Here is a 25750-nt window from a genome sequence, read left to right on the forward strand (position 1 = left end):
GGGCGCCAACCCCGGCGACTTGATCGACGCTGCCTTGAAGGCCATCGAGACCGCCCTCCAAGAACTACTCGCCACCGACCCCACCTACTGGCGCACCGAGCAGAAGAAACCGGCGCCAAGGACGCCTCCGGCTGGATGCGGACCGAACTCCTCGTCGACAAGGGCGTCGCTCGCTCCCAGGTGAAACTCGCGGCGGCAGTGACCAAGTACGAACTCGTTGCCGCAGGCCTGGCCGAAGGAATCGTGTCCCAGGACAACGCCAGGGTGATCACCCAAGCCCTCGACGCCATCGAGACCGATCCGGCCGCCAGCAGCGAGGACCTGATCCTCGCCGAGAAGCTCCTGGTCGAATACGCCGCCCGGTTGACCGCGAACGAGTTGAAGATCGTCGCACGACGAATCCTCGCCGAGATCGACCCCGAGCGATTCGAAGCCGCCGAAGCCGAAGCCCTCCAGTGCGAGGAGGAGCACGCCCAGCGACGCACGTTCTTCTCCTCCTGCGACAACGGGGATGGCACCATCGACATCCACGCCCGCGTCTCGCGTGCGGTCGGGATCCGGCTGCGGACGCTGCTGGACTCCCTGGCCCAGCCCCGGAAGCTCTCGGTCGAGGACAAGGGCCGCAAGGCGCTGTCATCGAGACCTACGACGTCGACCAGCTCCCCCGCCACGGCGGCCACGTCACCACGGTGTTCATCACCATGAGCGTGGAAGACCTCCGCAACGAGCTTGGCACCGCAGCCCTCGGCTTCGACGGGGAGCAGATCAGCGCCGCCGAGGCTCGCCGGATGGCCTGCAACGCAGACCTGGTCCCGGTCGTGTTGGGCACCGATTCTGAGATCCTGGACTTCGGTCGCACCGCGAGGTTGGCGTATCCGGTCCAGCACAGGGCGCTCCGGTTACGAGATAAGTGTTGCCAGGCCGAAGACTGCGACGCACCCGCTGCCTGGACCGAGGCCCATCACCTCGAACCCTGGTCCGAAGGCGGCCGAACCGACCTGGCCAACATGGTCCTGCTCTGCTCCAGCGACCATCGCCGAATCCATGACCCTAAGTACGGGTATGAGCGACTTCCGAATGGGCGGATCCGGTTCACCCGGCGCACCTGAGCGAGCTGCTCTGGTACGACCGCTCACCCGTGCGTCCTTGTGAAGGATTCACAAGGCGTCATCGTCTTGTAAAAGCACGAGGAGGCCTTCCAGCCTCGACGACCCACCAAATCCGAAGATCCAGCAGCGGTAAGAGAGGATGGGCAGCATGCGCGTCCACATCGGCTGTGACCACGCCGGTCTCGAACTGAAGTCCCACCTGATCAACCGTCTGACGGAGCTCGGCTACGAGCCTGTCGACCATGGCCCGTTCGTCTACGACGCACTCGACGACTACCCGGTCTTCTGCATCCGGGCGGCCGAGGGGGTGGCCCGGGATCGGGAGCAGGGGCTGGACAGCCTCGGTGTCGTGATCGGCGGGTCGGGCAACGGCGAGCAGATGGCGGCCAACAAGGTGACCGGCATCCGCTGCGCACTCGCGTGGAGCGAGGAGACTGCCAAGCTCGCCCGCGACCACAACAATGCCCAGGTGGTTGCAGTGGGCGGCCGGATGCACAGCCTCGAGGACATGACGAAGTTCGTCGAGATCTTCCTGGCCGAGCCGTTCAGCGAGGACGAGCGGCACGTACGCCGCATCGACCAGCTCCACGCCTACGACGCCGACGGCGTACGTCCGCCGCTTCCCGACTCGGCCAAGGGCCTGGGGCCCGCCGAGGACCAGGACTGATCCGGGGATGCCCGAGGGGCACACCCTCCACCGCCTCGCGCTCGATCTGAGCGTCGCCTTCGCCGGCCAGCAGGTCCGGGTCAGCAGCCCGCAGGGCCGGTTCGCCGACTCCGCCGCGCTGCTGGACGGCCAGATCTTCACCGGCGCCGAGGCGTGGGGCAAGCAGCTGTTCCTCGAGTTCCCGGGGGAGCAGTACGTCCACATCCATCTCGGTCTCTACGGCAAGCTCGACCTGAAGCCGTACGCCATCGAGCCGCCGTTGCCTGTCGGCCAGGTCCGACTCCGCCTGGTCTCGACAAGCTCGAGCACCGAGGATGGGACGTACGCAGACCTGCGCGGCGCCAACACGTGCAACCTCGTCACCACGGCTCAGCGTGACGCGGTGGTCGCGAAGCTCGGGCCGGACCCGCTGCGCGACGACGCCGACCCGGGCCGGGGGTGGTTGCGGATCAGCCGGAGCCGTACGACCATCGGCGCGCTGCTGATGGACCAGTCCGTCCTGGCCGGGGTGGGCAACGTCTATCGGGCCGAAGTGCTCTTCCGGCACCGGATCGACCCGATGCGCCCCGGCAACACCCTGCGCCGGCAGCAGTGGGACGCCATCTGGGACGACCTGGTCGAGCTCATGAAGCTCGGCGTCCAGAGGAACCGCATCGACACCGTCCGCGACGAGCACACCCCCGAAGTGATGGGCCGTCCGCCGCGCAAGGACGACCACGGCGGCGAGGTCTACGTCTACCGCCGCCACGGCCAGCCGTGCCTGGTGTGCGGCACGAGCGTACGCACCACCGAGCTGCAGCAGCGCAACCTGTTCTGGTGCCCGAAGTGCCAGCGCACGTACCGGCCCCGGACGACCGTAAAGAAGTAGCCCGCACTACTCTCCGGCCTGCGAGAACGACCACGCAGCCCCCACCCCGAGACCTAGAGTGAGGCCATGTCGAGCCATGCCTTCGCAGACCGCCTGCGGAGCAACGCGATCCGCCGCAGATTCCGTGACCCGGAGCTGCGAGCGGTGCTGTGGCTCGGGCTGCTCACCATCGTCCTGACGGTCCTCGCGGCGGCTCAGACCGGCTGGCTGCAGGTGGTCCCGGTGGCGGTCCTCACCGTGCCGCTGCTGCTCGGAGCGGTGCTGCTCGGGCCGCGTACGCTCAGCTGGTTCGTCGTCTTCGTGATGGTGATGATCGTGGTCGCCGCCAGCCAGGTGACGCTCTCCGACCGGGACGCCGCCGCCATCGGCGTGCACTTCCTGCTCGGCGCGATCGTGCTGTCCGTCGCGATGCGCCGCACCTACCTCGGGGTGGGCGGCTTGAACGACGAGCTGATGCTGCTCGACCTGACCCACAAGCTCGACCAGGGTGCGATCCCCCCGATGCCTCCGGGGTGGCTCGCGGACTCGGCCGTCCTACCGGCGGGCGGCACCCGGTTCACCGGTGACTTCGTGGTGGCTGCGCGGGAGGCCGACCGGCTGGAGATCGTCGTCGTCGATGTCTCCGGCAAGGGGGAGCGTGCGGGCACCAGGGCACTTCAGCTGTCCGGTGCGTTCGGCGGACTCCTCGGTGCCGTCCCGCCGGCCGAGTTCCTGCCTGCGGCCAACCGCTACCTGCTTCGCCAGGACTGGCAGGAGGGCTTCGCGACCGCGGTCTACCTCTCGATCGACCTGACCAACGGTGCGTACGAGATCCGCTCGGCTGGTCACCCGCCCGCCCTCCTACGTCGCGCCGCCACCGGCCGCTGGGAGGAGGCCGAGAGCAACGGCCCGGTGCTGGGGCTCATCGACGACGTCGAGTTCGACGCCTGCGAGGGAGTGCTCGGGGTGGGCGACATGGTGATGCTCTACACCGACGGCGTCGTGGAGGCGCGAGGGGTCGATCTCGAGCGCGGCATCGGAAACCTGGTCGCCACCGCCGACCATCTCGCGGTCACCGGCAGGGGTGGGGGAGCGCGCCGCCTGCTCGAGGGACTGAGCGCCAGCTCCGACGATCGCGCGCTCGTCGCGGTCGGGCGACGGTGACCGAACCGACCCTGCGAACCGACCGGTAGGGGAGCCGGTTACAGGTGTGAGCCAGATCTATGGCAGGATTTCGCAGGTCGCACGAGGGCGCTGGCTCTCGCGTGCGCGGATGTAGCTCAATGGTAGAGCCTCAGTCTTCCAAACTGATTACGCGGGTTCGATTCCCGTCATCCGCTCCAAGTGCCATTCCCGCTGATTGGGGAGGGGCCCTTGACGGGGCGTAGCGTAGTGGCTAGCGCGCCTGCTTTGGGAGCAGGAGACCGCAGGTTCGAGTCCTGTCGCCCCGACATTTCATAGCCCTGCACGCGACATCATTCTCAGAAACAAACGACAGGAGACACCCTGTGAAGAGCGCCGTCGAGACGTTGAGCCCGACCCGGGCCAAGCTGACCGTCGAGGTGCCCTTCGAGGAGCTCAAGCCGAGCCTCGACGCGGCGTACAAGCAGATCGCCAAGCAGATCAACGTTCCCGGCTTCCGCCGGGGCAAGGTCCCGCCCCAGGTGATCGACAAGCAGGTCGGCCGCGGTGCGGTGCTCTCCGAGGCGGTCAACAACGTCCTCCCGCAGATGTACTTCGACGCCCTCCAGGAGAACTCGCTCGAGCCGCTCGCGCAGCCCGAGATCGAGGTCACCAAGCTCGAGGACAACGAGACCCTGGAGTTCACCGCCGAGGTCGACATCAAGCCCGAGATCACGCTGCCCGACTACGAGGGCATCGAGGCCAAGGTCGAGGACATCGAGCTCACCGACGCTGACGTCGAGGAGCAGATCCAGGCGATGCGCGAGCGCTTCGGCACTCTCAAGGACGTCGAGCGCGCCGCCGCTGACGGCGACTTCGTGGTCATCGACCTGAAGGCGACCAAGGACGGCGAGGACGTCGAGGGCGCCGAGGCCGTCGGGATGAGCTACCAGGTCGGCAAGGGCGGCATGCTCGACGGCCTGGACGAGGCCATCGTCGGTCTGTCCGCCGGCGAGTCCAAGGACTTCAAGAGCACCCTCGTGGGCGGTGAGCTGATCGGCCAGGAGGTCGACGTCAACGTCACCGTCAACCAGGTGCAGGAGCAGGAGCTCCCGGCGTACGACGACGACTTCGCCCAGCTCGCCAGCGAGTTCGACACCGTCAAGGAGCTCGAGGAGGACGTCCGCGGCCGCCTCGGCAACGGCAAGCGCCTCGAGCAGGCCGCCGCCGCCCGTGACGCCGTCCTCGAGGCCCTCCTGGAGCAGCTCGAGATCCCGCTGCCGGAGAGCATCGTCACCGACGAGCTCAACGCGCGCCGCGAGGGCATCGAGCAGCAGCTCGGCTTCGCCGGCCTCACCTTCGAGAAGTACCTCGAGGACGAGGAGCAGACGATCGAGGAGTTCGAGGCCGACCTCGAGCGCCGCGTTCGTGACGCCGTCGCCGCCCAGCTGATCCTCGACCAGATCGCCAAGGAGAAGGAGATCGGGGTCGAGCAGCAGGAGCTGACCGAGCACATGATGCGCCGCGCGCAGCAGTCCGGTCAGGACCCGCAGGAGTTCGTCAACCACATGCTCGAGCACAACCACGTGCCCGAGCTGGTCCAGGAGATCCTGCGCGGCAAGGCGCTCGCCCAGCTCGTCGAGGCCGCCAAGGTCACCGACGAGTCCGGCAACCACGTCGAGCTGAAGAACCTCCGCCCCGACGGCACCATCGGCGAGGACGAGCCCGAGGCTGAGGCCGAGGCCCCCGAGGAGACCGAGAAGGCCGACGCCTGATCACCCTCAGACGTACGTCACAGCGCCCCTGCCTCACGGCAGGGGCGCTGTCGTTTTCGTGTGAGCCGGTGCTACTGGGCGTCGAAGTTGTCTGTCGGGTCGCCTGAGACCTCCAGATTCTTGGCCGCGCAGTCGGACTTCGACAGGCCCTGCTCGACGCACCACTCCAGCGCGGGGGTGGAGGTGTCGCTGGGATGGGGCAGCACGACGGCGTACATCCCCGGCTTCACGTACGAGCTCGGCCACTCGCCGGTGTCGAGGAGCAGCGCCTCGGGGTGGGCGGTCTTGATCTTCTGGTAGCGGGTCAGCGCCTGCTGCCAGTCGGCGTCGCCGCCGTCCCCGGCGCCGACCGCCGCGAGCTGTGGGATCCAGGTGCCGATGAGCTTGGTGGCCGCTTCGGTGTCGAGACGGGAGATGCGGAGCAGCTGATCCTCAGGCGGGGCGTTCGGGTCCACGGACGGCACGCTCGACGGCTCGCTCGTGGGGCTGGTCGAAGGCTCCGGCTCCGCCTCGGACTGCAAGGGTCCGGTCCCGTCCTTGCCGAAGATGAACCCGAGCACGCCGGCGACGAGCACCAGCACCACGATCATCACCAGGATCGGCGCCGTGCGGCCCTTCCGTTGCGCGGGGGTTGGCGAGGCGGCGTCGTCGAAGAAGTATCCCCGGGTGCCGCGACCCGTGGTCGCATCGTCGCCGAGCTCGTCCACGAAGAGCGGACGGTGCTGCTCCGGGGGAGCCAGGAGCGGGGCTCCGCAGCCGATGCAGTAGATGGCCCCGGGCAGCAGATCATCGCCGCACGACTGGCAGTGTGATTCCTTCTCGTCGCTCACGCCCGGACACCCCCTTCCGCATCCGACGGTAACCCGCGGAGACCAGTGTCGTCACGCAACACCAGTAACAACAGCATCACAGACACCAGACGCGTGAGCGAACGCAAACGTACTGAATGTCGTCGCGCCGGTGTGATCTGAGACACAGACGGGCTGGACAGTGGGCACAGGTGATCCCGTCGGTCCAGCGTAGGCCCTACGCTGCCAGCGTGACCTCCAGCCCTGAGACCGTCCGCGCCGTGGTCCTCAACGTCGAGGACGCCCCGGTGGACCCCGACGCCGAGGAGCTGCTCGACCGCGGTCAGAGCAAGGTGGCCGGCATCGTCGGTCTGGCGAAGCTCGCCTGGCGCATCACGGCCTTCGCGCGTCGCCCGTTCGCGGCGCCGTTCGCGCTCGCGACCCCGATCATCCGCGGTGTCGTCAACACCGACTCCGGACCCGCCGTCGCGGTCCGGCACCAAGGCCGCATGGTCAGCCCGAAGGAGTGGGCCGCCGCCCAGCGGCAGGTCGGGTCGAGCCCTCGGATCCTGGTCCTGATCCCGCCCACGGGCAAGGACGAGACCGTCTGGGAGGAGGGCTCGCAGGCGACCGGTGCGACGTACGCAGACCGGCTCGCCGAGCTGCTCGGCTGGATGCCGCTGCACATGCACGTGTCCGCCGGCAGCAAGTCGGTGCCCGCCGCGGTGGCGCTCAGCAGCCGGATCCAGGAGTGCGTCGACGCCCTCGCTGCGGAGCCGCGCATCGTCCTGGTCGGCTACGCCGGTGGTGGTCTCATCGCCCGCAACGCGCTCGGCGTGGCCACCGCTGGGGCGCGGCCGTGGACGACGTACGTCTCCGAGCTGATCGCCCTCGGCACGACGCCCTATGCGGTCACCTCCGCCCCGATCTCGGGTGGGGTCGGCAAGCAGCTCGACGAGCACCTCGCCGGGATCGCGGTCGTCGGGGCCGATGAGGCGATGCTCCCGCCGCGACCGGATGTCGACTATCTGCTGGTCACCGACAAGGCGACCTCGCGCCCCAACCGGGTCGGGCGACTCTTCGGGGAGATGCTGTGGTGGCGGCACAAGACGCCACTGCGGTCGCGCCGGGTGCGCGACCTGTTCCCGACGGCGGAGCGCTTCACGCTCTCGACCGCCGAGACGCCGCTGTCGAACCATCCTGCGGTCCACGACGCGCTGCTGCGCTGGCTGGCGTAGCCGTGAGGGTCGCGGCGTCGCCCGGATTGCGACGCGATCGCCAATAGTTCTGCCGTCGGCGAACAATGGCACACCAGCCGTGGATCAACTGGATGTGGCGGCTAGTGTCGATCCTGTGAACATCGACTCCAGCGCGGCTGACGCTCATGCCGGTGCCCCAGGGCTCTCCCCGAGCCTAGGCGGCAACGGCGGCGGTCTGAGCCTTCTCGACGACAACATCTACAACCGACTGCTGCGGGAGCGCATCGTCTTCCTCGGCTCCGAGGTCCGCGACCAGAACGCCAACGCGATCTGCGCGCAGCTCCTGCTGCTCTCCGCGGAGGACCCCGAGGCCGACATCTTCCTTCACATCAACTCGCCCGGTGGCTCGGTGGATGCCGGTATGGCCATCTACGACACGATGCACTACATCCCCAACGACGTGGCGACCGTCGGCATGGGCCTGGCGGCCTCGATGGGCCAGTTCCTGCTCTGCGCCGGCGCCAAGGGCAAGCGTTATGCGCTGCCGCACGCGCGGATCATGATGCACCAGCCCTCCTCGGGCATGGGTGGCTCGGCCTCCGACATCAAGATCCAGGCGCAGCAGTCGCTGCACATCAAGAAGGTGCTGCTCGAGCTGATCAGCGAGCACACCGGCCAGAGCGTCGAGCAGGTCACCACGGACGCCGACCGCGACCGCTGGTTCACCGCCGCCGAAGCTCTCGACTACGGCCTGGTCGACCAGGTCATCCGGAGCGCCAAGGAAGCCTCCGACGAGGGCCGACCCGCTCACAAGAAGGACTGAGGACATGAACTACTACATCCCGCAGTGGGAGGAGCGTACGTCGTACGGCGTCCGCCGGATCGACCCCTACGCCAAGCTCTTCGAGGACCGGATCATCTACCTGGGCACCCCGATCAGCGACGATGTCGCCAACGCGGTCATCGCCCAGCTGCTCTGCCTGCAGTCGATGAACCCGGACCAGGACATCTCGATCTACATCAACAGCCCCGGTGGCTCGTTCACGGCCTGCACCGCGATCTACGACACGATGCAGTTCATCAAGCCGGACGTGCAGACCGTCTGCATCGGTCAGGCCGCCTCGGCCGCCGCGATCCTGCTCGGTGCTGGTGCCCACGGCAAGCGGATGGCGCTGCCCAACAGCCGCATCCTGATCCACCAGCCGTACACCGAGGGCACCTTCGGCCAGACCTCCGACATCGAGATCCAGGCCAACGAGATCCTGCGGATGCGTGAGCTGCTCGAGAAGATGATCGCCGACCACAGCGGCAAGTCGATGGACGAGGTCAGCCACGACATCGAGCGCGACAAGATCCTCACCGCCGCCCAGGCGGTCGAGTACGGCCTGATCGACTCGGTGCTCGAGTCGCTCAAGACGCCGGCGCTCGTTTGACCATCGGGCCCCGCGCCGCTCCCACATCGAAGGCGCGGCGCGGGGTACCGTCAGTAATTATTCGGACCTAGCAGCACAAGTCGGGGAAGGAAGGCCACTCGTGGCACGCATCGGCGACGGAGGTGACCTGCTGAAGTGCTCCTTCTGCGGGAAGAGCCAGAAGCAGGTCAAGAAGCTCATCGCGGGTCCCGGCGTCTACATCTGCGACGAGTGCATCGACCTCTGCAACGAGATCATCGAGGAGGAGCTCAACGAGGGCTCCGAGGTGGAGATCGCCGACCTCCCCAAGCCGAAGGAGATCTTCGACTTCCTCAACTCCTACGTCATCGGCCAGGAGCAGGCGAAGAAGTCGCTGGCGGTGGCGGTCTACAACCACTACAAGCGCGTCCAGGCCGGCCTGCAGCCCGGCGGCCCGCAGGGCCCCGGCAAGCACGCCAAGGAGGAGCAGGTCGAGGTCGCCAAGTCCAACATCTTGGTGATCGGCCCGACCGGCTGCGGCAAGACCTACCTGGCGCAGACGCTGGCCCGGATGCTCAACGTCCCGTTCGCGATCGCGGACGCCACCGCGCTGACCGAGGCCGGCTACGTCGGTGAGGACGTCGAGAACATCCTCCTCAAGCTGATCCAGGCCGCGGACTACGACGTCAAGAAGGCCGAGACCGGCATCATCTACATCGACGAGATCGACAAGGTGGCCCGCAAGGCGGAGAACCCCTCGATCACGCGCGACGTCTCCGGTGAGGGCGTGCAGCAGGCGCTGCTGAAGATCATCGAGGGCACCACCGCCTCGGTGCCGCCGCAGGGCGGCCGCAAGCACCCGCACCAGGAGTTCATCCAGATCGACACCACCAACATCCTCTTCGTGGTGGGTGGCGCGTTCGCCGGTCTGGAGCACATCATCGAGCAGCGGGTCGGCAAGAAGACCCTCGGCTTCACCGCCGAGGTGCGCGGCAAGGCCGAGAAGGAGTCCGAGGACCTGCTGAAGCTGGTCCGTCCCGAGGACCTCACCAAGTTCGGGCTGATCCCGGAGTTCATCGGCCGGCTGCCGCTGATCGCGAGCGTCGAGAAGCTCGACCAGGCCGCGCTCGTTCAGATCCTGACCGAGCCGCGCAACGCGCTGGTCAAGCAGTATCAGAAGCTCTTCGACCTCGACGGCGTCGACCTCGAGTTCACCGAGGACGCGGTCACCGCCATCGCCGACAAGGCCCTGGAGCGTGGCACCGGTGCCCGCGGCCTGCGGGCGATCATCGAGGAGGTACTCCTCTACGTGATGTACGACGTGCCCTCCCGTGGCGACGTCGGCAAGGTGATCGTGACCCGCGAGGTGGTCGACGACGGCGAGATGCCGACCCTCGTGCCTCGCGAGAAGGAAACCAAGAAGAAGTCGGCCTAGTCCGAGAGACACGGCCTAGTCCGTTTGGGTCATTTTCGGCGCCCGGGTCGGTATCGGCCCGGGCGGTCCGACACAATACTCACTGATGATCATCTGTACCTTTCCAGCTCCGTCACTCGGTAGGGAAGTAGGCACGTGAGGTTCCAGAGGGGCCCGGTGATGGCCTACGCCGCCGTAGTGCTCATCGGCCTGCTCGTGGTCATCCAGACCCTCAGCCCGGACGTCTCCGCGCTGCACCGGGTGCCGCGTACGCTCTCGGGCCAAGCCGACTTCACCGTGATCCCGCCGGCGCCGTCTCCCGATGTCTCCGGGGTGTCGACGATCCCCAGCACCACGCCCGATGCGGACCGCGGGACCGACCGCGAGGACCCCGCACCGCCGAAGAGCCGCGAGGACGAGAAGCCGGACAAGGCGCCGTCCGCGCCCGCTGAGCAGCCCGACGCACAGCCCTCCGAGGAGCCGACGACGCCCGCCGACCCCGGTGAGGGCAACGGCAACGGCAACGGCAAGCCGCCCACGCTGGTCCCGTCCGTGGGGCCGATCCCGGGGATCATGGCGCCGCTGTTGTGGCCGTTCGTGGCCGAGGAGGACGCCCGCCCCGTCGACGAGGCCGTGCCGATGTTCCTGCGGCAGCTGATCGCCGCCGACGCCGGCGTACCGGTCGAGGATCTTCCGCTGGAGGAGCCCAAGGAAGACCGGGAGACCGATGAGGCGACCGCGGAGTCGAAGGAGCCTGGCGCGGATTCGACCAAGGACGAGTCCGAGGCTCAACGAGTCATCGAGGACGCCTGCGAGCTCACCGCCGCGATCACCGAGGACGTGAAGACGCTGCCGGGAGCGAACGACGCCACCGAACCGGGGGCCACGCCCGAGTGCGACGAGGCGTGCGCTGAGCCGAAGACACCGGTAGGGTCGTCGCCCGCAGCCGAACCCGAGGTCACCACCGAATCCGCTGAGCCGTCCGACACTGAGCAGTCCGACGCTGAGACGACGGATACAGAAGAGCCGGAGCAGGAGCCGAAGGAAGGCAGCAAGGACGACCAGACTTGTGCCGAGAAGTCGGTGCAGTAGGGATCACTCCGATGGCGACTGCACCACGCCAGAGTGACCGGCCGAGCGAGTCCCCCCGGGCGCTTGGCTGGAGTGAGGGACGGAGCAGGCCCCGGAACCGCATCGCGGTCCGGGGCCTGCTCCGTCGTTGGGCTCCGTCTGCCTGAGGCTCAGGCCTCCTCGGGAACCTCCGCAAGCTCAGCGCTGACGGAGATCTCGGTGGCGTTCTCATCCACGGTGAAGAAGAGGTCGCCGACGATGTTGCCGACCCGCTTGAGGTCCGGCGCGGCGGCCTCGGCGTCCTTGACCAGCTTGGCCGGGCCGGTGACCTCGGCCTTGGCCAGCGGGTGACGCATCTTCACCTTCGCGGTCGACTTCGCGCCCCGGATCCCGGTCAGGGTCGCCGCGACGGCGTCGAGCGCCGCCGGGTCGGCGGCGGCAGCGGTGCCGAGCTCGAGCTCACGCGGCCACGAGGAGGTGTGGATGGAACCGGTCTGCCACCACGACCAGACCTCCTCGGTGACGTACGGCAGGAACGGGGCCAGCAGGCGCAGCTGGACGTGGAGAGCCGTGGCGAGAGTCGCGCGCGCGGACTCGGTGGCGAGACCGCCGTCCTCGTCGTAGGCACGCTCCTTGACCAGCTCGAGGTAGTCGTCGCAGAACTCCCAGAAGAACTTCTCCGAGGCCTCCAGCGCCGTGGAGTAGTCGTAGGCCGTGAAGGCGTCGGTCGCCTTGGTGATCGTCTCCTTGAGACGGGCCATCAGCGCGCAGTCGACCGGCTGGGTGATCGCGACCGGGTTCAGCGTGGTCGCGCCGACGTTGCCGAGGACGAACTTGGAGGCGTTGAGGATCTTCATCGCCAGGCGGCGACCGACCTTCATCTGGGTCTCGTCGAACGGCGAGTCCATGCCCGGGCGGGTCAGCGCGGCACGCCAGCGAACCGCGTCGGCGCCGAACTTCTCGAGGATCTCGGTCGGGACGACGACGTTGCCCTTCGACTTCGACATCTTCTTGCGGTCGGGGTCGAGGATCCAGCCGGCGATCATCGCGTGGCTCCACGGGACGGTGCCGTCCTCGAGGTGGGCGCGGACGATGCGGCCGAAGAGCCAGGTGCGGATGATCTCGTGGCTCTGGGTGCACAGGTCCATCGGGTAGACCCGGCTGAACAGGTCGGGATCGGCTTCCCAGCCGCCCGCGATCTGCGGGGTCAGCGAGGAGGTCGCCCAGGTGTCCATGACGTCCGGGTCGCCCTGGAAGCCGCCGGGCTTGCCGCGCTGCGCCTCCTCGTATCCGGCCGGGACATCCGTGGACGGGTCGATCGGGAGCTGGTCCTCGCTCGGCAGCAGTGGCTTGTCGTAGTCCGGGTTGCCCTCGGCGTCGAGTGCGTACCAGACCGGGAACGGGATGCCGAAGAAGCGCTGGCGGGAGATCAGCCAGTCGCCGTTGAGGCCGCCGACCCAGTTGTCGTAGCGGTGGCGCATGTGCTCGGGCAGCCAGGTCAGGTCGCCGCCGCGGGACAGCAGCTGCTCACGCAGCTCGGGGTTGCGGCCACCGTTGGTGATGTACCACTGCCTGCTGGCGACGATCTCGAGCGGCTTGTCGCCCCGCTCGTAGAAGTTGGCCATCCGCTGGGTCTTCTTCGGCTCGCCGTCGAGGTCACCGGACTCGCGGATCATCGCGACGACGGCCTCGCGGGCCGAGTGGACGGTCTTGCCCTTCAGCTCCTCGTACGCCGAGACCCCTGCCTCGGAGGTGATCCACTCCGGGGTCTCGCGGGAGAAGCGGCCGTCGCGGCCGATCAGGGCGCGGGCGGGAAGGTTGAGCTCACGCCACCACTGGACGTCGGTGAGGTCACCCCAGGTGCAGGACATCGCGATGCCGGCGCCCTTGTCCATCTCGGCGGCCTCGTGAGGCAGGACCGGGATCTCGACGCCGAAGATCGGGCTGGTGACGGTGCTGCCGAACAGGTCCTTGTAGCGGTCGTCGTCGGGGTGCGCGATCAGCGCGACGACGCTTGGGATCAGCTCGGGTCGGGTGGTCTCGATGTGGACCGGGGTGCCGTCAGTGCGGTGGAACGCGACGCGGTGGTAGAAGCCGGGGTAGTCCTTCGGCTCCAGCTCGGCCTGGGCGACGGCGGTCTGGAAGGTGACGTCCCACAGGGTCGGCGCCTCCTGCAGGTAGGCCTCGCCGCGGGCCAGGTTGCGCAGGAACGCCTTCTGCGAGGCGGTCTGGGAGACCTTGCCGATCGTCGTGTATTGCTGGTCCCAGTCGAAGGAGAGACCCAGGGTGCGCCACAGGTCCTCGAAGACCTTCTCGTCCTCGACGACCAGCTGGTTGCACAGCTCGACGAAGTTGGGCCGGCTGATCGAGATCTGGCGCTTCGGGTCCGGCTTCTCCGGCGGGGTGAAGTCGGGGTCGTAGGGGAGGCTCGGGTCGCAGCGGACGCCGAAGTAGTTCTGGACGCGCCGCTCGGTCGGCAGGCCGTTGTCGTCCCAGCCGATCGGGTAGAAGACCGACTTGCCGTTCATCCGCTGGAAGCGGGCGATCAGGTCGGGGTGGGTGTAGGAGAAGACGTGGCCGACGTGCAGGCTGCCGGAGACGGTCGGCGGCGGGGTGTCGATCGAGTAGACGTTCTCTCGCGGCTGGGTGCGGTCGAAGGCGTAGGTCTTCTGGTTCTTCCACTGCTCGGCCCACTTGGCCTCCAGGCCCTCGAGGACCGGCTTGTCCGGTACGGCGACTACGCGCTGCTCAGCGGGCGTAGTCGTCTCCGGTGCGGTCTGCGTGGGCGTGGTCTCAGTCATGGGACCAAATCCTATGGGCGCGCGGTGGTTGGCGCGAAACCGGTTGAGACCGGCGTTGCCCACTCGCCATGCTTCGGTCATGGGCACCATCGACTTCTTCACCGACCCGGCCGAGTTCCTCGCCGTCGCCAAGGACTATCTCGCCGCGGAGCCGGTGACCGCCAACGTGGTCGCCACCAACGCGGAGAAGGCGACCCGGATGGAGCAGGAGGGGCCGTACCGGTGGTTCGCGGTCGCTCGCGAGGGTGACCGCGTCGTGGGGGCGGCGATGCGGACGGCCAACTTCGAGCCGTACCCGCTCTACGTGTGCCCGATGCCCGAGCCGGCGGCGCTCGAGCTGGCGCGGGCGCTGCACGCTCGGGGCGAGTATGCGGGCGGGGCCAACGGAGCGCTCCCGGCGGCCCGGACGGTGGCCGAGGAGACCGTCCGGCTCACGGGCGGGCGGGTGAGCGTCGCGATGGCGTCGCGTCTGCAGGAGCTCGGCACGCTGGTGATCCCGTCCGGTGTGCCCGGGCACGCCCGCCCGGCGACGTACGACGACCTCGAGCTGTGCCGCGAATGGCTGGCCGACTTCGGGCACGCGGCCCGGGAGCAGTCCTCGAACAAGGCCTACGCCCACGAGCACGCTGCGGTCGGCGAGGACGAGGTGCGGCGCCGGATCGAGGAGTTCCTGCTGCTGTGGGAGGTCGACGGTGAGGTCGTGTCCTTGGTCGGCGCGACCCTGCCGGCGCACGGCGTGGTCCGGATCGCGCCGGTCTACACACCGAAGGAGCAGCGGGGCCACGGCTACGGCACCGCGGTGACCGCCGAGGCCTCGCGCCTCCTCGGCGCCGACGGCACCCGGCTGTGCCTGTTCACCGACGCCGACAACCCCGTCTCCAACCACGTCTACGCCAAGATCGGCTACCGCCCCGTCGTCGACATGGCCAACCACACGATCGTCCCTTGACCCGCCGACTCGGCGGGTCAGTCGACGGTGAAGCGGCGGCCGAGGTAGTGGTCGACGGCCGGCCAGATGTGGCCCTCCGACTCGGCGGCGTTGGTCCATTGCAGGGACCAGCCCTTGCCTGCGGCGGTGGTGATGTCGGCGGAGCGGCGGCCGCTGCTGCTCTGCTTGAGGTGGAGGGCGCGGATCTGGTCCCAGGGAACGTAGGCGGCGTTGGAGGCGGTGGCCAGCTCGGCTGGTGACCTGTCCAGGGCGCGCTGGATCAGCTTCCGGCCGGGCGAGCCGGAGGTCACCGTGGCCAGGCCGGTGGCGAGGCGGTCGGAGCCGGTGGGCTTGAGCAGCATCAGGCCTGTTTCGGTCACCAGGAGCGTACGGAAGCCGTCGCCGGAGATGGGGGCCAAGGCGCCGATGTAGCCGTCGGGCGGCGTCGGGGCCGGCGCGGCGTCAGGGCCCGCCTGCGTCTCGGCGTCGACCTGCGGGTCGAGCTGGTGCACCCAGGCGCGCAGCGCGGCGGCGTAGCCGGGGGAGCCGAGGGCCTCGTAGGCGAGGTCCTCGGGGTCGACCTCCTGGCCGGCGATGTCGACCAGCCGCCACGGGCCCGCCCAGCTGAGCTCGTAGCGTGCCTTGTCCTCGCCGACCAGCTCGTGGGCGATGGCGGCGCCGAGGAGCCGGGCGATGACCTTTCGTTTGGCTTCGTCGGCCTCGTTGCCAGCCGCCTCGGGGGTCGTGGACTCGATGTCGACCAGGTCCAGGAGCGTGTCGAGGTTGCCGGAGGCGATCAGGTCGAGAGCCCCGCGGACGGTGGCCGGCACGATCTGGTTCTCCTGCATCGCGTTCAGGAGCGTCTCGGCGTTGATCGCCGCGGCACGGGCACCGGCGACGCTCACGATCTCGGCCATCGGCGCCGGCGTCAGACCCGAGCCGGCGAACGTCTTGTCCTCGAGGGCGAGGAAGTTCTGGGACGGGTAGCGCAGGATGCTGGCGGCGTTGCCGGACTTGTCCGACTTGTCGGCCTCGTCCGCGGAGGCCATCGACTCCAGCCGCTCGATCCGCTCCGACAGTGGTGGGTGGGAGTCGTAGGCCGACGTCTTCGCCTCGGGCGGCGCGGCGCTGATCCTGGCGAGCTCCTCGAGCCGCTCGGGGTCGCTCATCAGGTTGGTGAAGTTGTCGAAGAAGCGCGTCGGACGCAGGCCGTAGTGGGTGCCGGCCTCGACGTACTGCTCCAGATAGATGTGCCAGGCGGCGTCGAGCGCGGGGAGGGTGCGCAGCGTGGTGGCCGCGGTCCGCGGCCCGGCGACCGTCGCGCTGAGCCGGTCGGCGTCGATCTCATGGGCGTGCGCGAGCGGGCGGGTCAGGGAGAAGAAGAGACGGGCGTACGTCCGGAACGGCCGCTTCACCAACGGGTTGGAGAGGCTCGCGGCGACCTCTGCGATCGCCAGCCGGCTCCGGTGGATCAGGGCGCCGAGCCGGGTGTGGCTGGTGCTGTGGTGGCCGAGCTCGTGGGCGAGCAACGCGTGAAGCTGGTTGCGGGAGAGGCCCTGGAGGAGGGGTACGCCGAGGAACATGCGCCGGGTGCCGGTCCTGAGCCCGAGGAGGCTGGTCTCCTCGCTGACCGCCGCGTTGACCTCCGGCACCAACCGGATCTCGTCGGGCGCGCGGGTCCCGGCGGTGGCGGCCAGCGCGCGGACCTCGGCCCACAGCCCGGGCTGTTCCTGCTCGGTGAGGACGAGCCCGCCGGGGTCGCTCGAGGTCCTGACGCGCCGCCGTGGGGCCATCTGCTGACCGACCAGCGCGAAGGCAGCCAGGACGTAGGCAACGGCCAGGAACGAGACCGCGAGAGCAGCCCGGAGCGTACGCATGAATGGTGGACCTTGTGGGGGGATGGGGTTCAGTCCGAGATGAGTGGGAGGGTAGCGGGTCTGGCAATTCGCTGGGAAGCGCCTACGCCATAGACTCGACCTGATGAGTGAGACTCCCGCGCCGCGTCTGGCGGCCACGATCGAGGAGGTCTGGGAAGCGCTGCAGTCGCGCTGGCCCGAGACCCGGCTCGAGCCTTCCCTGGACCGGATCTGCGCCCTGCTCGAGATCCTCGGTGATCCGCAGAACGCGTTCCGGATCATCCAGCTGACCGGCACCAACGGCAAGACCTCCACCTCCCGGATGATCGACACGCTGCTGCGGTCCCTCGACCTGCGCGTGGGGCGGTTCACCTCGCCTCACGTGGAGCGGATCAACGAGCGGATCTCGATCGACGGCGAGCCCCTGACCGACGACGAGTTCGTGGCCGCGTTCAACGACGTCGCCCACTACCTCGGCATGGTCGACGACGACCAGCCGCACCCGCTGTCGTTCTTCGAGTCCATGGTGGGGATGGCCTACGCCAAGTTCGCCGAGGCCCCGGTCGACGTGGCCGTGGTCGAGGTCGGGCTGGGCGGTGGCTGGGACGCGACCAACGTCGCGAACGCCGACGTCGCCGTGGTGACCCCGATCGCGGTCGACCACGCGAAGTATCTCGGTGATACCCCGGTCGCCATCGCGCGCGAGAAGGCCGGGATCATCAAGCCGGACGCGGTCGCCGTGATCGCCGAGCAGTCCGTCGACGTCGCCGCGGTGCTGGATCAGCACGCGGCGGAGGTCGGCGCCCGGCTGCTGTGGGAGGGCACCGACTTCGGGGTCGTCTCCCGCACCCCGGCGGTGGGCGGACAGATCCTCACGCTGCGCGGCCTGCGGGGGGAGTACGAGGATCTCTTCCTGCCCCTCTACGGCGCCCACCAGGCGCAGAACGCGGCGACGGCGCTGGCCGCGGTCGAGGCGTTCCTGGGAGACACCGTGCTGGCCGACGAGCTCGTGCGCGACGCGTTCGCCAAGGTCGACTCGCCGGCGCGGCTGGAGATCATGCGGTCGTCCCCGACGGTCCTGCTCGACGCCGCCCACAACCCGGCCGGTGCCGAGGCTACGGTCGCCGCGCTCGAGGACTCCTTCTCGTTCTCCGGTGTCGTCGGTGTCATCGGGGTGATGGGCGACAAGGACGTCGAGGGCCTGCTCGCCGTCTTCGAGCCCGTGCTCGAGCATCTCGTCGTCACCCAGAACTCCACCGAGCGAGCCCTTCCCGCGATCGAGCTCGCCAAGATCGCCGTCGACCTCTACGGCGAGGAACGGGTCTCGGTGGTCCCGCGTCTCGCCGACGCCATCGACGCCGCAATCGGCCTCTCGGAGTCCTCCGGCGGCGGCTCGATCTCCGAGGGTGCGGTGCTGGTGACCGGCTCCGTGGTGACCGCCGGAGAGGCGCGTACGCTGCTGGGCTCCCGCGGCCCGGCCGCCCGGTCGGCTGCGACCGCCCGGGTCGTACCGACCGCCGACCCCGAGCTGGAGGCATATCTGGAGGCGGACGCAGATGACGAGTGAGCGGGAGAAGTCGCCGCGGCGCGGGATGTGCGCCGCGATCATCTCGATGGAGGGACTCGCGGTCGCGCTGGCCGCACCCGTGATGATCTCGATCGGCGGGGTATCCGCTGGGCTGGCGCTCCCGCTGGGCCTCGGGTTCTTCGTGGCCTGCATCGTGGTGGCCGGGCTGCTGCGCCGGCCCTGGGCCTACTGGCTTGGCTGGGCGCTGCAGGTCGTCGCGATCGGGATGGGCTTCCTGATCTCGATCATGTTCGTCGTCGGCGTGATCTTCGCGGTCCTGTGGGGCATGGCCGACATCCTCGGTCGCAAGATCGAGAGCGAGCGTGCCGCGGCCTTCGAGGCGTTCGACCGGATCGCCGCCGAGGAAGACACTCAGGAAAGCGCCGGGGAAGAGGCAGAGCCCAGGTAGGTTGGCTGCCGTGGAGGAGCGCGACGAGCTTCAGATGGCGACCGACGACGAGACCGCGACCGACTGGGCGCTGTGCCCGGCGTGCGGGAACGCGCTGGTGCTGCGGCGGCCGCGGACGCGTACGGCCCACTACGCGCACAAGGCCGGGGAGTCATGCCGGCTGATGGGCGCGCAGCTGCGGCGTACCAGCTCCGGGTGGGCCGTCGGCGGTGGCGAGGATGACCCCGACAGCCTCGAGAACCTCTTCGACCTGATCGAGGACGAGGCGCCCGGGCGCTAGGCCCCGAGCGCGCCGGTGACCGCGGCGAGCGCCTGATCGAGCTCCGCGTCGGTCACTCCGCCGAAGCCGATCACCAGGCCGGTCAGGCCGCTGGAGCGGGCGTAGGTGGAGAGCAGGTTGATCTCGAAGCCGGCCGCTCGGGCGGCGTCGCGGGCTCGGCGCGCATCCGTCTCGGGCAGCAGCCAGGTGGAGTACATCCCGGCGAGCGGGCCGGCGAGCGTGGCGTACGGGCTCATCGCCTCGGCCACCCTCGGGGCACGCTCGGCGTAGACGCGGCGGGCGGAGCGTACGGCCCTGTCCAGCCAGCCGTCGCGAAGCAGCGTCAGCAGTGCGCGCTGCGAGGGCCAGGCGGCGCCGGCGTGGGTGATGGTGCGGCGGCGCAGGATCAGCTCGTGCAGGTCGGGCGGCGCGACCAGCCAGCCGAGACGGAGCGTCGGGACCACCGACTTCGCCGCGGTGCCGAGATAGACCACCCGGCCGCGGTCCAGCCGCGCCATCGCGGGCACCGGCGCGACGTCGTAGCGGAACTCCGAGTCGTAGTCGTCCTCGATCACCACCGCGTCCGCCCGTCGGGCGGCCTCCAGGAGGGCCAGCCGGTCGGCCGCCGGCATGACGCGTCCCAGCGGGTGCTGATGCGCCGGAGTGACGTACGCAGCCACCGCATCACCCAGGTCGCCGGCCGTCTCCACGGCGGGCAGGTCGATGACCTCGCGTCCGTAGGTGAGCACCGTCTCGGCCGCGGCCCGGTAGCCCGGGTCCTCGACCGCCACCGGCCCGGGCCGCAGCTCGGGAAGCAGCGCGCGGAGCCCGTCGGTGGTGCCCGCGGTCACGATGATCTCGTCCGGGTGGAGGTCGAGGCCACGGGTGCGTCCGAGCCTCGCCGCAAGCGCCTCGCGCAGCTCGAGCAGCCCCCGCGGATCGTCGTAGCCAGGCGGGGGAGCGGCCACCGAGACCTCCCGCCACGCCCGCCGCCACCCCGGCTCCAGCCGTGGGTCGAAGAACGGCGTGCCCGTATCCAGGCGAGACGTCGCCCCGGTCGGCCGAGGCGTCAGCCGCGTCGGCCGAGACGTCACCTGCGGCGCCGCGGTGGTCGTGGTGCGGCTCGCGGTGACGTACGTCCCGGACCCGCGGCGCGCCTCGAGCCAGCCCTCAGCGGTGAGCTGGTCGTAGGCCTGCTCGGTCACCGCGCGCGAGACGCCCAGGTCTGCCGCGAGCGCACGGCTCGAGGGCAGCCGGTCGCCGGTCCCGAGCGTGCCGGCGAGGACCAGGGCGCGGACCTGGCCGGCGAGCTGGGCGGGGAGCGGCTCGGCGGAGGTGCGGTCGAGGGTCACGGGGAGCATGGGTCGAATGGCCTGTCGGAGTGGGTCTGAATTGGCCCGTGCGTGCAGGCCACTTCGCTACCAGGATGGTGCCATGAGCACGACGTTGTCACCCACCCCACGCACCCGAGTCAGTCGCGGGAAGAACCGCGCCGTCCCCGACCGCGAGCGCTTGCACACCTTCCTCGGCGAGGCGCTCATCGCCCACCTGGGCGTCACCGTCGGGTCGGGCGAGGAGGCCCACCCGGTCGTCCTGCCCACGGCGTACGGCTTCGATCTCGACGGCCAGGACGCAGGCGGGTCGCTCTACCTGCACGGCTCGGTGGCAGCTGGCTGGCTCGCGCGGGCGCTGGAGCGCGACGTGTGCGTCACGATCACCGAGCTCGACGGCCTGGTCGCGGCACGGAGCGGGTTCCACCACTCGATGAACTACCGCTCGGCCGTGGTCATCGGCCGCGCACGCCTGGTCGAGGACCCGGAGGAGCGCGAACGCGCCCTCGCGCTGGTCGTCGACCAGATGATCCCCGGCCGCTGGGACACCCTGCGTCCAGCCACCCGCAAGGAGCTCGCCGCGACCGCCGTGCTCGCCCTGCCCCTCGCCGAGGCGTCGATGAAGGCGCGCGCCGAGGGGCCGGTCGACGACCCCGACGACATCGAGGCCGGGACCTGGGCCGGGGTCATCCCGATCCACCGCGTCGCCGGCGCCCCGGTCACCGCCGAGGACGCGACCGAACCGGCGCCGGAGGACGTCGTACGCCGCGCCGCCGGGCTGAACCTTCGTCAAGGCGATGTCCTGAGCTTGTCGAAGGGTATGTAGCCGAAGGGTCACATCCCGTGCGGAGTTCCGCTGGGGATGTGACCCTTGACCTGCATACCTTGATGAAGGAACCGGCAAACGCTCAGCTGAGCCCGGCGCGCCGCAGGGCGTCGGCCATGGCGCTGTTGGCCGGGGCGGAGGAGCCGCGCCCGCCGCCCTGTCCACCCTGGCCGCCACGGTTGCCACTGGGCCGCCCGCCGCCGCTCTTGCCGCCGCCCTTGGGTCCGCCCTTGCCCTGGCCCCGCTGGCCACCGGGGCGGCCGGAGCGGTCGCCGGACTCGCCCTTGGCGGGAGCACCCGCGGGAGCGTCGTCGTTGAGCCGGAGGGTGAGTGAGATCCGCTTGCGGGCCTCGTCGACCTCCTGGACCTTGACGCGCACCACGTCACCGGAGCGGACCACGTCGCGCGGGTCCTCGACGAACTTGTCCGACATCGCGGAGATGTGGACCAGGCCGTCCTGGTGGACGCCGATGTCGACGAAGGCGCCGAAGGCGGCCACGTTGGTGACGGTGCCCTCCAGGACCATGCCGGGACGCAGGTCGGCGATCACGTGCACCGACTCGGAGAAGGTCGCCGTGCGGAACTCCGGACGCGGGTCGCGTCCGGGCTTCTCGAGCTCGGCGAGGATGTCGGTGACGGTCGGCAGGCCGAACTTCTCGTCGACGAACTCCGAGGGCTTCAGCGACTTCAGCGCAGAGGTGTTGCCGATCAGCGACCCGATATCCGCCGACGCCTTGTCCAGGATCCGGTTGACCACCGGATAGGCCTCCGGGTGGACGCCGGACATGTCGAGCGGGTCGTCGCCGCCGCGGATCCGGAGGAACCCGGCCGCCTGCTCGAACGCCTTCGGGCCGAGCCGCGCCACCTTGGTGAGCTCGCGGCGAGTGCGGAAGGGGCCGTTGGAGTCGCGGTGCGCGACGATCGCCGAGGCGAGCGACTCGGTGATCCCCGAGACCCGGCGCAGCAGGGGAGCCGAGGCGGTGTTGAGGTCGACGCCGACGCCGTTCACGCAGTCCTCGACGACGGCGTCCAGGGACTTGGAGAGGCCGTATTCGGGCAGGTCGTGCTGGTACTGCCCGACGCCGATCGACTTCGGCTCGATCTTCACCAGCTCGGCCAGCGGGTCCTGAAGACGGCGCGCGATCGACACCGCCCCACGGATCGACACATCGAGCTCCGGAAGCTCGGCGGAGGCGTAGGCCGAGGCGGAGTAGACCGAGGCGCCGGCCTCGGAGACCATCACCTTGGTCATCTTCAGGTCCGGCAGCAGCTTGAGCAGGTCGGCGGCGAGCTTGTCGGTCTCGCGCGAGGCGGTGCCGTTGCCGATCGCGATCAGGTCGACGGAGTGCTTCTTCGCCAGCTTGGCCAGCGTCGCCAGGGATCCGTCCCAGTCGCGCCGCGGCTCGTGCGGGTAGACCGTCGAGGTGTCGACCACCTTGCCGGTCGCGTCCACGACGGCCACCTTCACACCCGTCCGGATGCCGGGGTCGAGGCCCATCGTCGCCCGGGTGCCGGCCGGCGCGGCCAGCAGCAGGTCGCGCAGGTTGTCGGCGAAGACCGCGATCGCGGCCTCCTCGGCGGCGGTGCGGATCCGGGTGCGCATGTCGAGCTCGAGGCGGAAGAGGATTCGCGTACGCCATGCCCACCGCACCGTCTCGGCCAGCCACTTGTCTGCCGGACGGCCGGAGTCGACGATCCCGAAACGAGCAGCGATCGAGCGCTCGTAGTCGGTCACCTCGCCTGGCTCCGGCTCCTCGGCGTAGGGGGAGAGGGTGACGTCGAGAACCTCCTCCTTCTCCGCACGCAGGACGGCCAGGGTGCGGTGCGACGGAAGCGAAGCGTACGTCTCGGAGAACTCGAAGTAGTCGGAGAACTTCGCCGCCGCCGGGTCGTTCTCGCGACCTTCCCGGACGCGGGTGACCAGCCGGCCGGCGGTCCACATCCGCTCCCGCAGCGTGCCGATCAGGTCGGCGTCCTCGCCGAACCGCTCGACCAGGATCGCGCGGGCGCCGTCGAGCGCGGCCTTCACGTCGGGGACGTTCTCGCCGAGGAAGCCCTCGGCCACCACGGTCGGGTCCAGCGAGGGGTCGGCCAGCACCCCGTCGGCCAGCGGCTCGAGCCCGTTCTCGCGGGCGATCATCGCCTTGGTGCGCCGCTTCGGCTTGAACGGCAGGTAGATGTCCTCCAGCCGCGCCTTGGTGTCGGCGGCGAGGATCGAGGCCTGCAGCTCCGGGGTGAGCTTGTCCTGCTTCGCGATCTCGGCGAGCACGGCGGCACGCCGCTCCTCCAGGTCGCGCAGGTAGCCGAGTCGCTCCTCCAACGTACGCAGCTGGGCGTCGTCGAGGCCGCCGGTCACCTCCTTGCGGTAGCGCGCGATGAACGGCACCGTCGAGCCCTCGTCGAGCAGGGCGACCGCTGCGGTCACCTGCGCCGGGCGCACCCCGAGATCTTCGGCGATGCGGGCCGGGATGGCGGCCATCGAGTCTGCGAGCGTCGGAGCTGATGGGGTTGTCGTCACGGGGCGCCATCCTGCCGCATCCCACCGACATGATCTCAACGTGGCCGACAGGTGCACGGCGGCGACCGGCCCGAACGTGCCCGGACGGGCCCTCCCCGATACGCTCGGCCCCATGACGCAGCGCACGTTCGTGATCCTGAAGCCCGACGCCGTCCGCCGGGGCCTGGTGGGGGAGATCCTGTCCCGCTACGAGGCCAAGGGCCTCTCGATCGTGAAACTGGAGCACCGCACCATCGACGCCGGCATGGCCGACGAGCACTACGCCGAGCACGTCGAGCAGCCGTGGTACCCGCCGCTGCGTGACTTCGTCACCTCCGGCCCGCTCGTCGCCGCCGTCCTCGAGGGCGACGAGGCGATCGAGGTCGTCCGCGCGCTCAACGGTGCCACCGACGGCCGCAAGGCCGCCCCGGGCACCATCCGCGGCGACTTCTCCCTCTCCAACCGCGAGAACCTCGTCCACGGCTCCGACTCGTCCGAGTCGGCCGACCGCGAGATCAAGCTCTGGTTCGGCGCCTGAGACGAGCGAAAAAGCCTGACCCGAGATCGCGCCGGTACCGCTACCGGCGCGATCTCTCATTTGCCCTGGAGGCCGCTTTCGCGGGCCTCTGTGAGCCGTTCCGCAGCGCCCGGTGAACACAGGCATCCCCTGGTTCTACGGCGTGGATGCACCCCGTATCGTTGCGGTTTCGGCGAGCCTCTCCGGATTGAGGCTCGGACCTTCGTAGCCTCGTCGGGAGGCCCGCATCCTGCAGCACAGATCCCCGACGCGGCGCCCCGGGAACGCGAGGACGCATGGCGAGCATCATTGGACGTGACATGGCGGTGGACCTCGGCACCGCAAACACACTCGTCTACGTCCGCGGCAAGGGTGTCCTTGTCGATGAGCCGAGTGTGGTCGCGCTCAACAAGAACACCGGCGAGATGGTCGCCGTCGGCCATGAGGCCAAGAAGATGCTGGGACGTACGCCTGACGACATCGTCGCGCTGCGGCCGCTGAAGGACGGCGTGATCGCCGACTTCGAGGCGACCGAGCAGATGCTCCGCTACTTCATCCATCAGGTCCACCGCCGCCGCTACTTCGCCAAGCCGCGGATGGTCATCTGCGTCCCGTCCGGGATCACCGCGGTCGAGATCCGCGCGGTGAAGGAGGCGGGCTACCAGTCAGGTGCCCGGATGGTGAACATCATCGAGGAGCCGATGGCGGCCGCGATCGGTGCCGGGCTCCCGGTGCACCTGCCGACCGGCAACATGGTCGTCGACATCGGCGGCGGCACCACCGAGGTAGCGGTGATCAGCCTCGGCGGCATCGTCACCTCGCAGTCGATCAGGACCGCCGGCCACCAGCTCGACAACGCGATCATGACCTGGCTGAAGAAGGAGCACGCGCTGCTCCTGGGCGAGCGCACCGCCGAGGAGGTCAAGATGACCCTCGGCTCGGTCTGGCCGCTGCCCAACGAGCCCGAGGCCGAGATCAGGGGACGCGACCTGGTCAGCGGCCTGCCGCGCACCGTGACCGTCTCGAGCGCCGAGGTGCGCAAGGCGATCGAGGAGCCGCTGCACGACATCTTCGACGCGGTCCGGTCCACCCTCGACCAGACGCCGCCCGAGCTGGCCGGCGACATCATGGACCGCGGCATCGTGCTGACCGGCGGCGGCGCCCTCCTGCGCGGGCTCGACGAGCGCCTGCGCCACGAGACCGGCATGCCCGTCCACGTCGCCGAGTCCCCGCTGACCTCGGTCGCGATGGGCGCCGGCCGCTGCGTCGAGGACTACGACGTGCTCCGCCCCGTCCTGGTCAACGAGAACAGGAGATGGTGACGTGTCGTTGCTGAGCCCCCGCCCCAGCGAACGTCTGCGCAAAGGGCTGGAACA

Annotated in this window: 23 protein-coding genes and 2 tRNA genes; 20 read left to right on the forward strand and 5 right to left on the reverse strand. The window is 69.5% G+C overall.

All coding sequences use genetic code 11. The features are described from left to right. Positions 1 to 135: 135 nt before the first annotated feature. The 8 genes from OG801_RS22800 (at position 136) to tig (ending at position 5520) form a co-directional block, all read left to right on the forward strand. The gene (locus tag OG801_RS22800) at positions 136 to 705 is read left to right on the forward strand and encodes a DUF222 domain-containing protein (protein WP_406031515.1); all 570 of its coding nucleotides are present in this window, start codon (positions 136 to 138) and stop codon (positions 703 to 705) included. Beyond that, positions 702 to 1109: an HNH endonuclease gene (locus OG801_RS22805; RefSeq protein WP_406031516.1), complete on the forward strand. Its 408-nt coding sequence runs from the start codon at positions 702 to 704 to the stop codon at positions 1107 to 1109. Before OG801_RS22800 ends, OG801_RS22805 begins: the two co-directional genes overlap by 4 nt. Positions 1110 to 1257: 148 nt before the next feature. Further along, positions 1258 to 1776: a ribose-5-phosphate isomerase gene (locus OG801_RS22810; RefSeq protein WP_350716267.1), complete on the forward strand. Its 519-nt coding sequence runs from the start codon at positions 1258 to 1260 to the stop codon at positions 1774 to 1776. A 7-nt stretch (positions 1777 to 1783) separates the two neighbouring features. Continuing rightward, on the forward strand, positions 1784 to 2644 hold the full coding sequence (locus OG801_RS22815; protein ID WP_406031517.1) for an Fpg/Nei family DNA glycosylase: 861 nt from the start codon (positions 1784 to 1786) through the stop codon (positions 2642 to 2644). 66 nt (positions 2645 to 2710) lie between these two features. Beyond that, on the forward strand, positions 2711 to 3787 hold the full coding sequence (locus tag OG801_RS22820) for a PP2C family protein-serine/threonine phosphatase (RefSeq protein WP_355020656.1): 1077 nt from the start codon (positions 2711 to 2713) through the stop codon (positions 3785 to 3787). A 105-nt stretch (positions 3788 to 3892) separates the two neighbouring features. Further along, positions 3893 to 3966: transfer RNA gene (locus OG801_RS22825), tRNA-Gly, on the forward strand. A gap of 35 nt (positions 3967 to 4001) precedes the next feature. Then, positions 4002 to 4074, forward strand: a tRNA-Pro gene (locus OG801_RS22830). Between the two features lie 57 nt (positions 4075 to 4131). Next, positions 4132 to 5520: a trigger factor gene (gene tig, locus OG801_RS22835; protein ID WP_355020655.1), complete on the forward strand. Its 1389-nt coding sequence runs from the start codon at positions 4132 to 4134 to the stop codon at positions 5518 to 5520. 71 nt (positions 5521 to 5591) lie between these two features. Here tig and OG801_RS22840 read toward each other — a convergent pair whose 3' ends face one another. Further along, the gene (locus tag OG801_RS22840) at positions 5592 to 6350 is read right to left on the reverse strand and encodes a hypothetical protein (protein WP_406031518.1); all 759 of its coding nucleotides are present in this window, start codon (positions 6348 to 6350) and stop codon (positions 5592 to 5594) included. 209 nt (positions 6351 to 6559) lie between these two features. Between OG801_RS22840 and OG801_RS22845 the strand changes: the two genes are divergently transcribed. The 5 genes from OG801_RS22845 to OG801_RS22865 all read left to right on the forward strand — a co-directional run bounded on the left by OG801_RS22845 (position 6560) and on the right by OG801_RS22865 (position 11404). Continuing rightward, positions 6560 to 7546: a hypothetical protein gene (locus tag OG801_RS22845; RefSeq protein ID WP_355020653.1), complete on the forward strand. Its 987-nt coding sequence runs from the start codon at positions 6560 to 6562 to the stop codon at positions 7544 to 7546. Between the two features lie 121 nt (positions 7547 to 7667). Then, on the forward strand, positions 7668 to 8330 hold the full coding sequence (locus OG801_RS22850) for an ATP-dependent Clp protease proteolytic subunit (protein WP_396982905.1): 663 nt from the start codon (positions 7668 to 7670) through the stop codon (positions 8328 to 8330). A 4-nt stretch (positions 8331 to 8334) separates the two neighbouring features. After that, entirely contained in the window at positions 8335 to 8940 is a 606-nt protein-coding gene (locus OG801_RS22855; protein ID WP_091049270.1) for an ATP-dependent Clp protease proteolytic subunit, read from the forward strand. A gap of 100 nt (positions 8941 to 9040) precedes the next feature. After that, on the forward strand, positions 9041 to 10333 hold the full coding sequence (clpX, locus tag OG801_RS22860; protein WP_160024669.1) for an ATP-dependent Clp protease ATP-binding subunit ClpX: 1293 nt from the start codon (positions 9041 to 9043) through the stop codon (positions 10331 to 10333). Positions 10334 to 10468: 135 nt separating this feature from the next. Continuing rightward, a complete protein-coding gene (locus OG801_RS22865) occupies positions 10469 to 11404 on the forward strand; it encodes a hypothetical protein (RefSeq protein ID WP_406031519.1) in 936 nt (311 codons plus the stop codon). Between the two features lie 149 nt (positions 11405 to 11553). On the opposite strand, the gene valS is transcribed toward OG801_RS22865, so the two are convergent. Further along, positions 11554 to 14184 (reverse strand): valine--tRNA ligase, encoded by a 2631-nt coding sequence (gene valS, locus OG801_RS22870; protein WP_406031520.1) that lies wholly within the window; start codon positions 14182 to 14184, stop codon positions 11554 to 11556. A 79-nt stretch (positions 14185 to 14263) separates the two neighbouring features. On the opposite strand from valS, the gene OG801_RS22875 reads away from it, so the two are divergent. Then, on the forward strand, positions 14264 to 15133 hold the full coding sequence (locus OG801_RS22875; RefSeq protein WP_406031521.1) for a GNAT family N-acetyltransferase: 870 nt from the start codon (positions 14264 to 14266) through the stop codon (positions 15131 to 15133). Between the two features lie 17 nt (positions 15134 to 15150). Here OG801_RS22875 and OG801_RS22880 read toward each other — a convergent pair whose 3' ends face one another. Continuing rightward, on the reverse strand, positions 15151 to 16989 hold the full coding sequence (locus OG801_RS22880) for a M48 family metallopeptidase (RefSeq protein ID WP_406031522.1): 1839 nt from the start codon (positions 16987 to 16989) through the stop codon (positions 15151 to 15153). 103 nt (positions 16990 to 17092) lie between these two features. Here OG801_RS22880 and OG801_RS22885 point away from each other — a divergent pair, with 103 nt between their 5' ends. From OG801_RS22885 to OG801_RS22895, 3 genes are read left to right on the forward strand one after another with little or no spacing between them, the layout of a single operon-like run. Beyond that, the gene (locus OG801_RS22885; protein ID WP_406031523.1) at positions 17093 to 18535 is read left to right on the forward strand and encodes a bifunctional folylpolyglutamate synthase/dihydrofolate synthase; all 1443 of its coding nucleotides are present in this window, start codon (positions 17093 to 17095) and stop codon (positions 18533 to 18535) included. Then, positions 18525 to 18944 carry a DUF4233 domain-containing protein gene (locus OG801_RS22890; protein ID WP_355020647.1) on the forward strand — a complete coding sequence of 140 codons (420 nt, stop codon included), beginning with the start codon at positions 18525 to 18527 and terminating at the stop codon, positions 18942 to 18944. Before OG801_RS22885 ends, OG801_RS22890 begins: the two co-directional genes overlap by 11 nt. Before the next feature lie 10 nt (positions 18945 to 18954). Further along, positions 18955 to 19224, forward strand: coding sequence for a competence protein CoiA family protein (locus OG801_RS22895; protein WP_355020646.1), 270 nt, complete (start codon positions 18955 to 18957; stop codon positions 19222 to 19224). On the opposite strand, the gene OG801_RS22900 is transcribed toward OG801_RS22895, so the two are convergent. Further along, the gene (locus OG801_RS22900) at positions 19221 to 20564 is read right to left on the reverse strand and encodes a PLP-dependent aminotransferase family protein (protein WP_406031524.1); all 1344 of its coding nucleotides are present in this window, start codon (positions 20562 to 20564) and stop codon (positions 19221 to 19223) included. The two genes, OG801_RS22895 and OG801_RS22900, sit on opposite strands and share 4 nt — an antisense overlap. Before the next feature lie 73 nt (positions 20565 to 20637). On the opposite strand from OG801_RS22900, the gene OG801_RS22905 reads away from it, so the two are divergent. Continuing rightward, positions 20638 to 21360, forward strand: coding sequence for a pyridoxamine 5'-phosphate oxidase family protein (locus OG801_RS22905; RefSeq protein WP_406031525.1), 723 nt, complete (start codon positions 20638 to 20640; stop codon positions 21358 to 21360). An 82-nt stretch (positions 21361 to 21442) separates the two neighbouring features. On the opposite strand, the gene OG801_RS22910 is transcribed toward OG801_RS22905, so the two are convergent. Beyond that, positions 21443 to 23878, reverse strand: coding sequence for a Tex family protein (locus OG801_RS22910; RefSeq protein WP_406031526.1), 2436 nt, complete (start codon positions 23876 to 23878; stop codon positions 21443 to 21445). Between the two features lie 112 nt (positions 23879 to 23990). Here OG801_RS22910 and ndk point away from each other — a divergent pair, with 112 nt between their 5' ends. Both ndk and OG801_RS22920 read left to right on the forward strand, forming a co-directional pair. After that, positions 23991 to 24395, forward strand: a complete 405-nt coding sequence (gene ndk / locus OG801_RS22915) for a nucleoside-diphosphate kinase (RefSeq protein WP_355020642.1) — start codon at positions 23991 to 23993, stop codon at positions 24393 to 24395. A 275-nt stretch (positions 24396 to 24670) separates the two neighbouring features. Beyond that, the gene (locus OG801_RS22920; RefSeq protein ID WP_160024659.1) at positions 24671 to 25696 is read left to right on the forward strand and encodes a rod shape-determining protein; all 1026 of its coding nucleotides are present in this window, start codon (positions 24671 to 24673) and stop codon (positions 25694 to 25696) included. The last annotated feature ends 54 nt before the right edge of the window (positions 25697 to 25750 follow it).

The organism is Nocardioides sp. NBC_00163 (assembly GCF_045206295.1).
In the GTDB taxonomy this organism is placed as follows: domain Bacteria; phylum Actinomycetota; class Actinomycetes; order Propionibacteriales; family Nocardioidaceae; genus Nocardioides.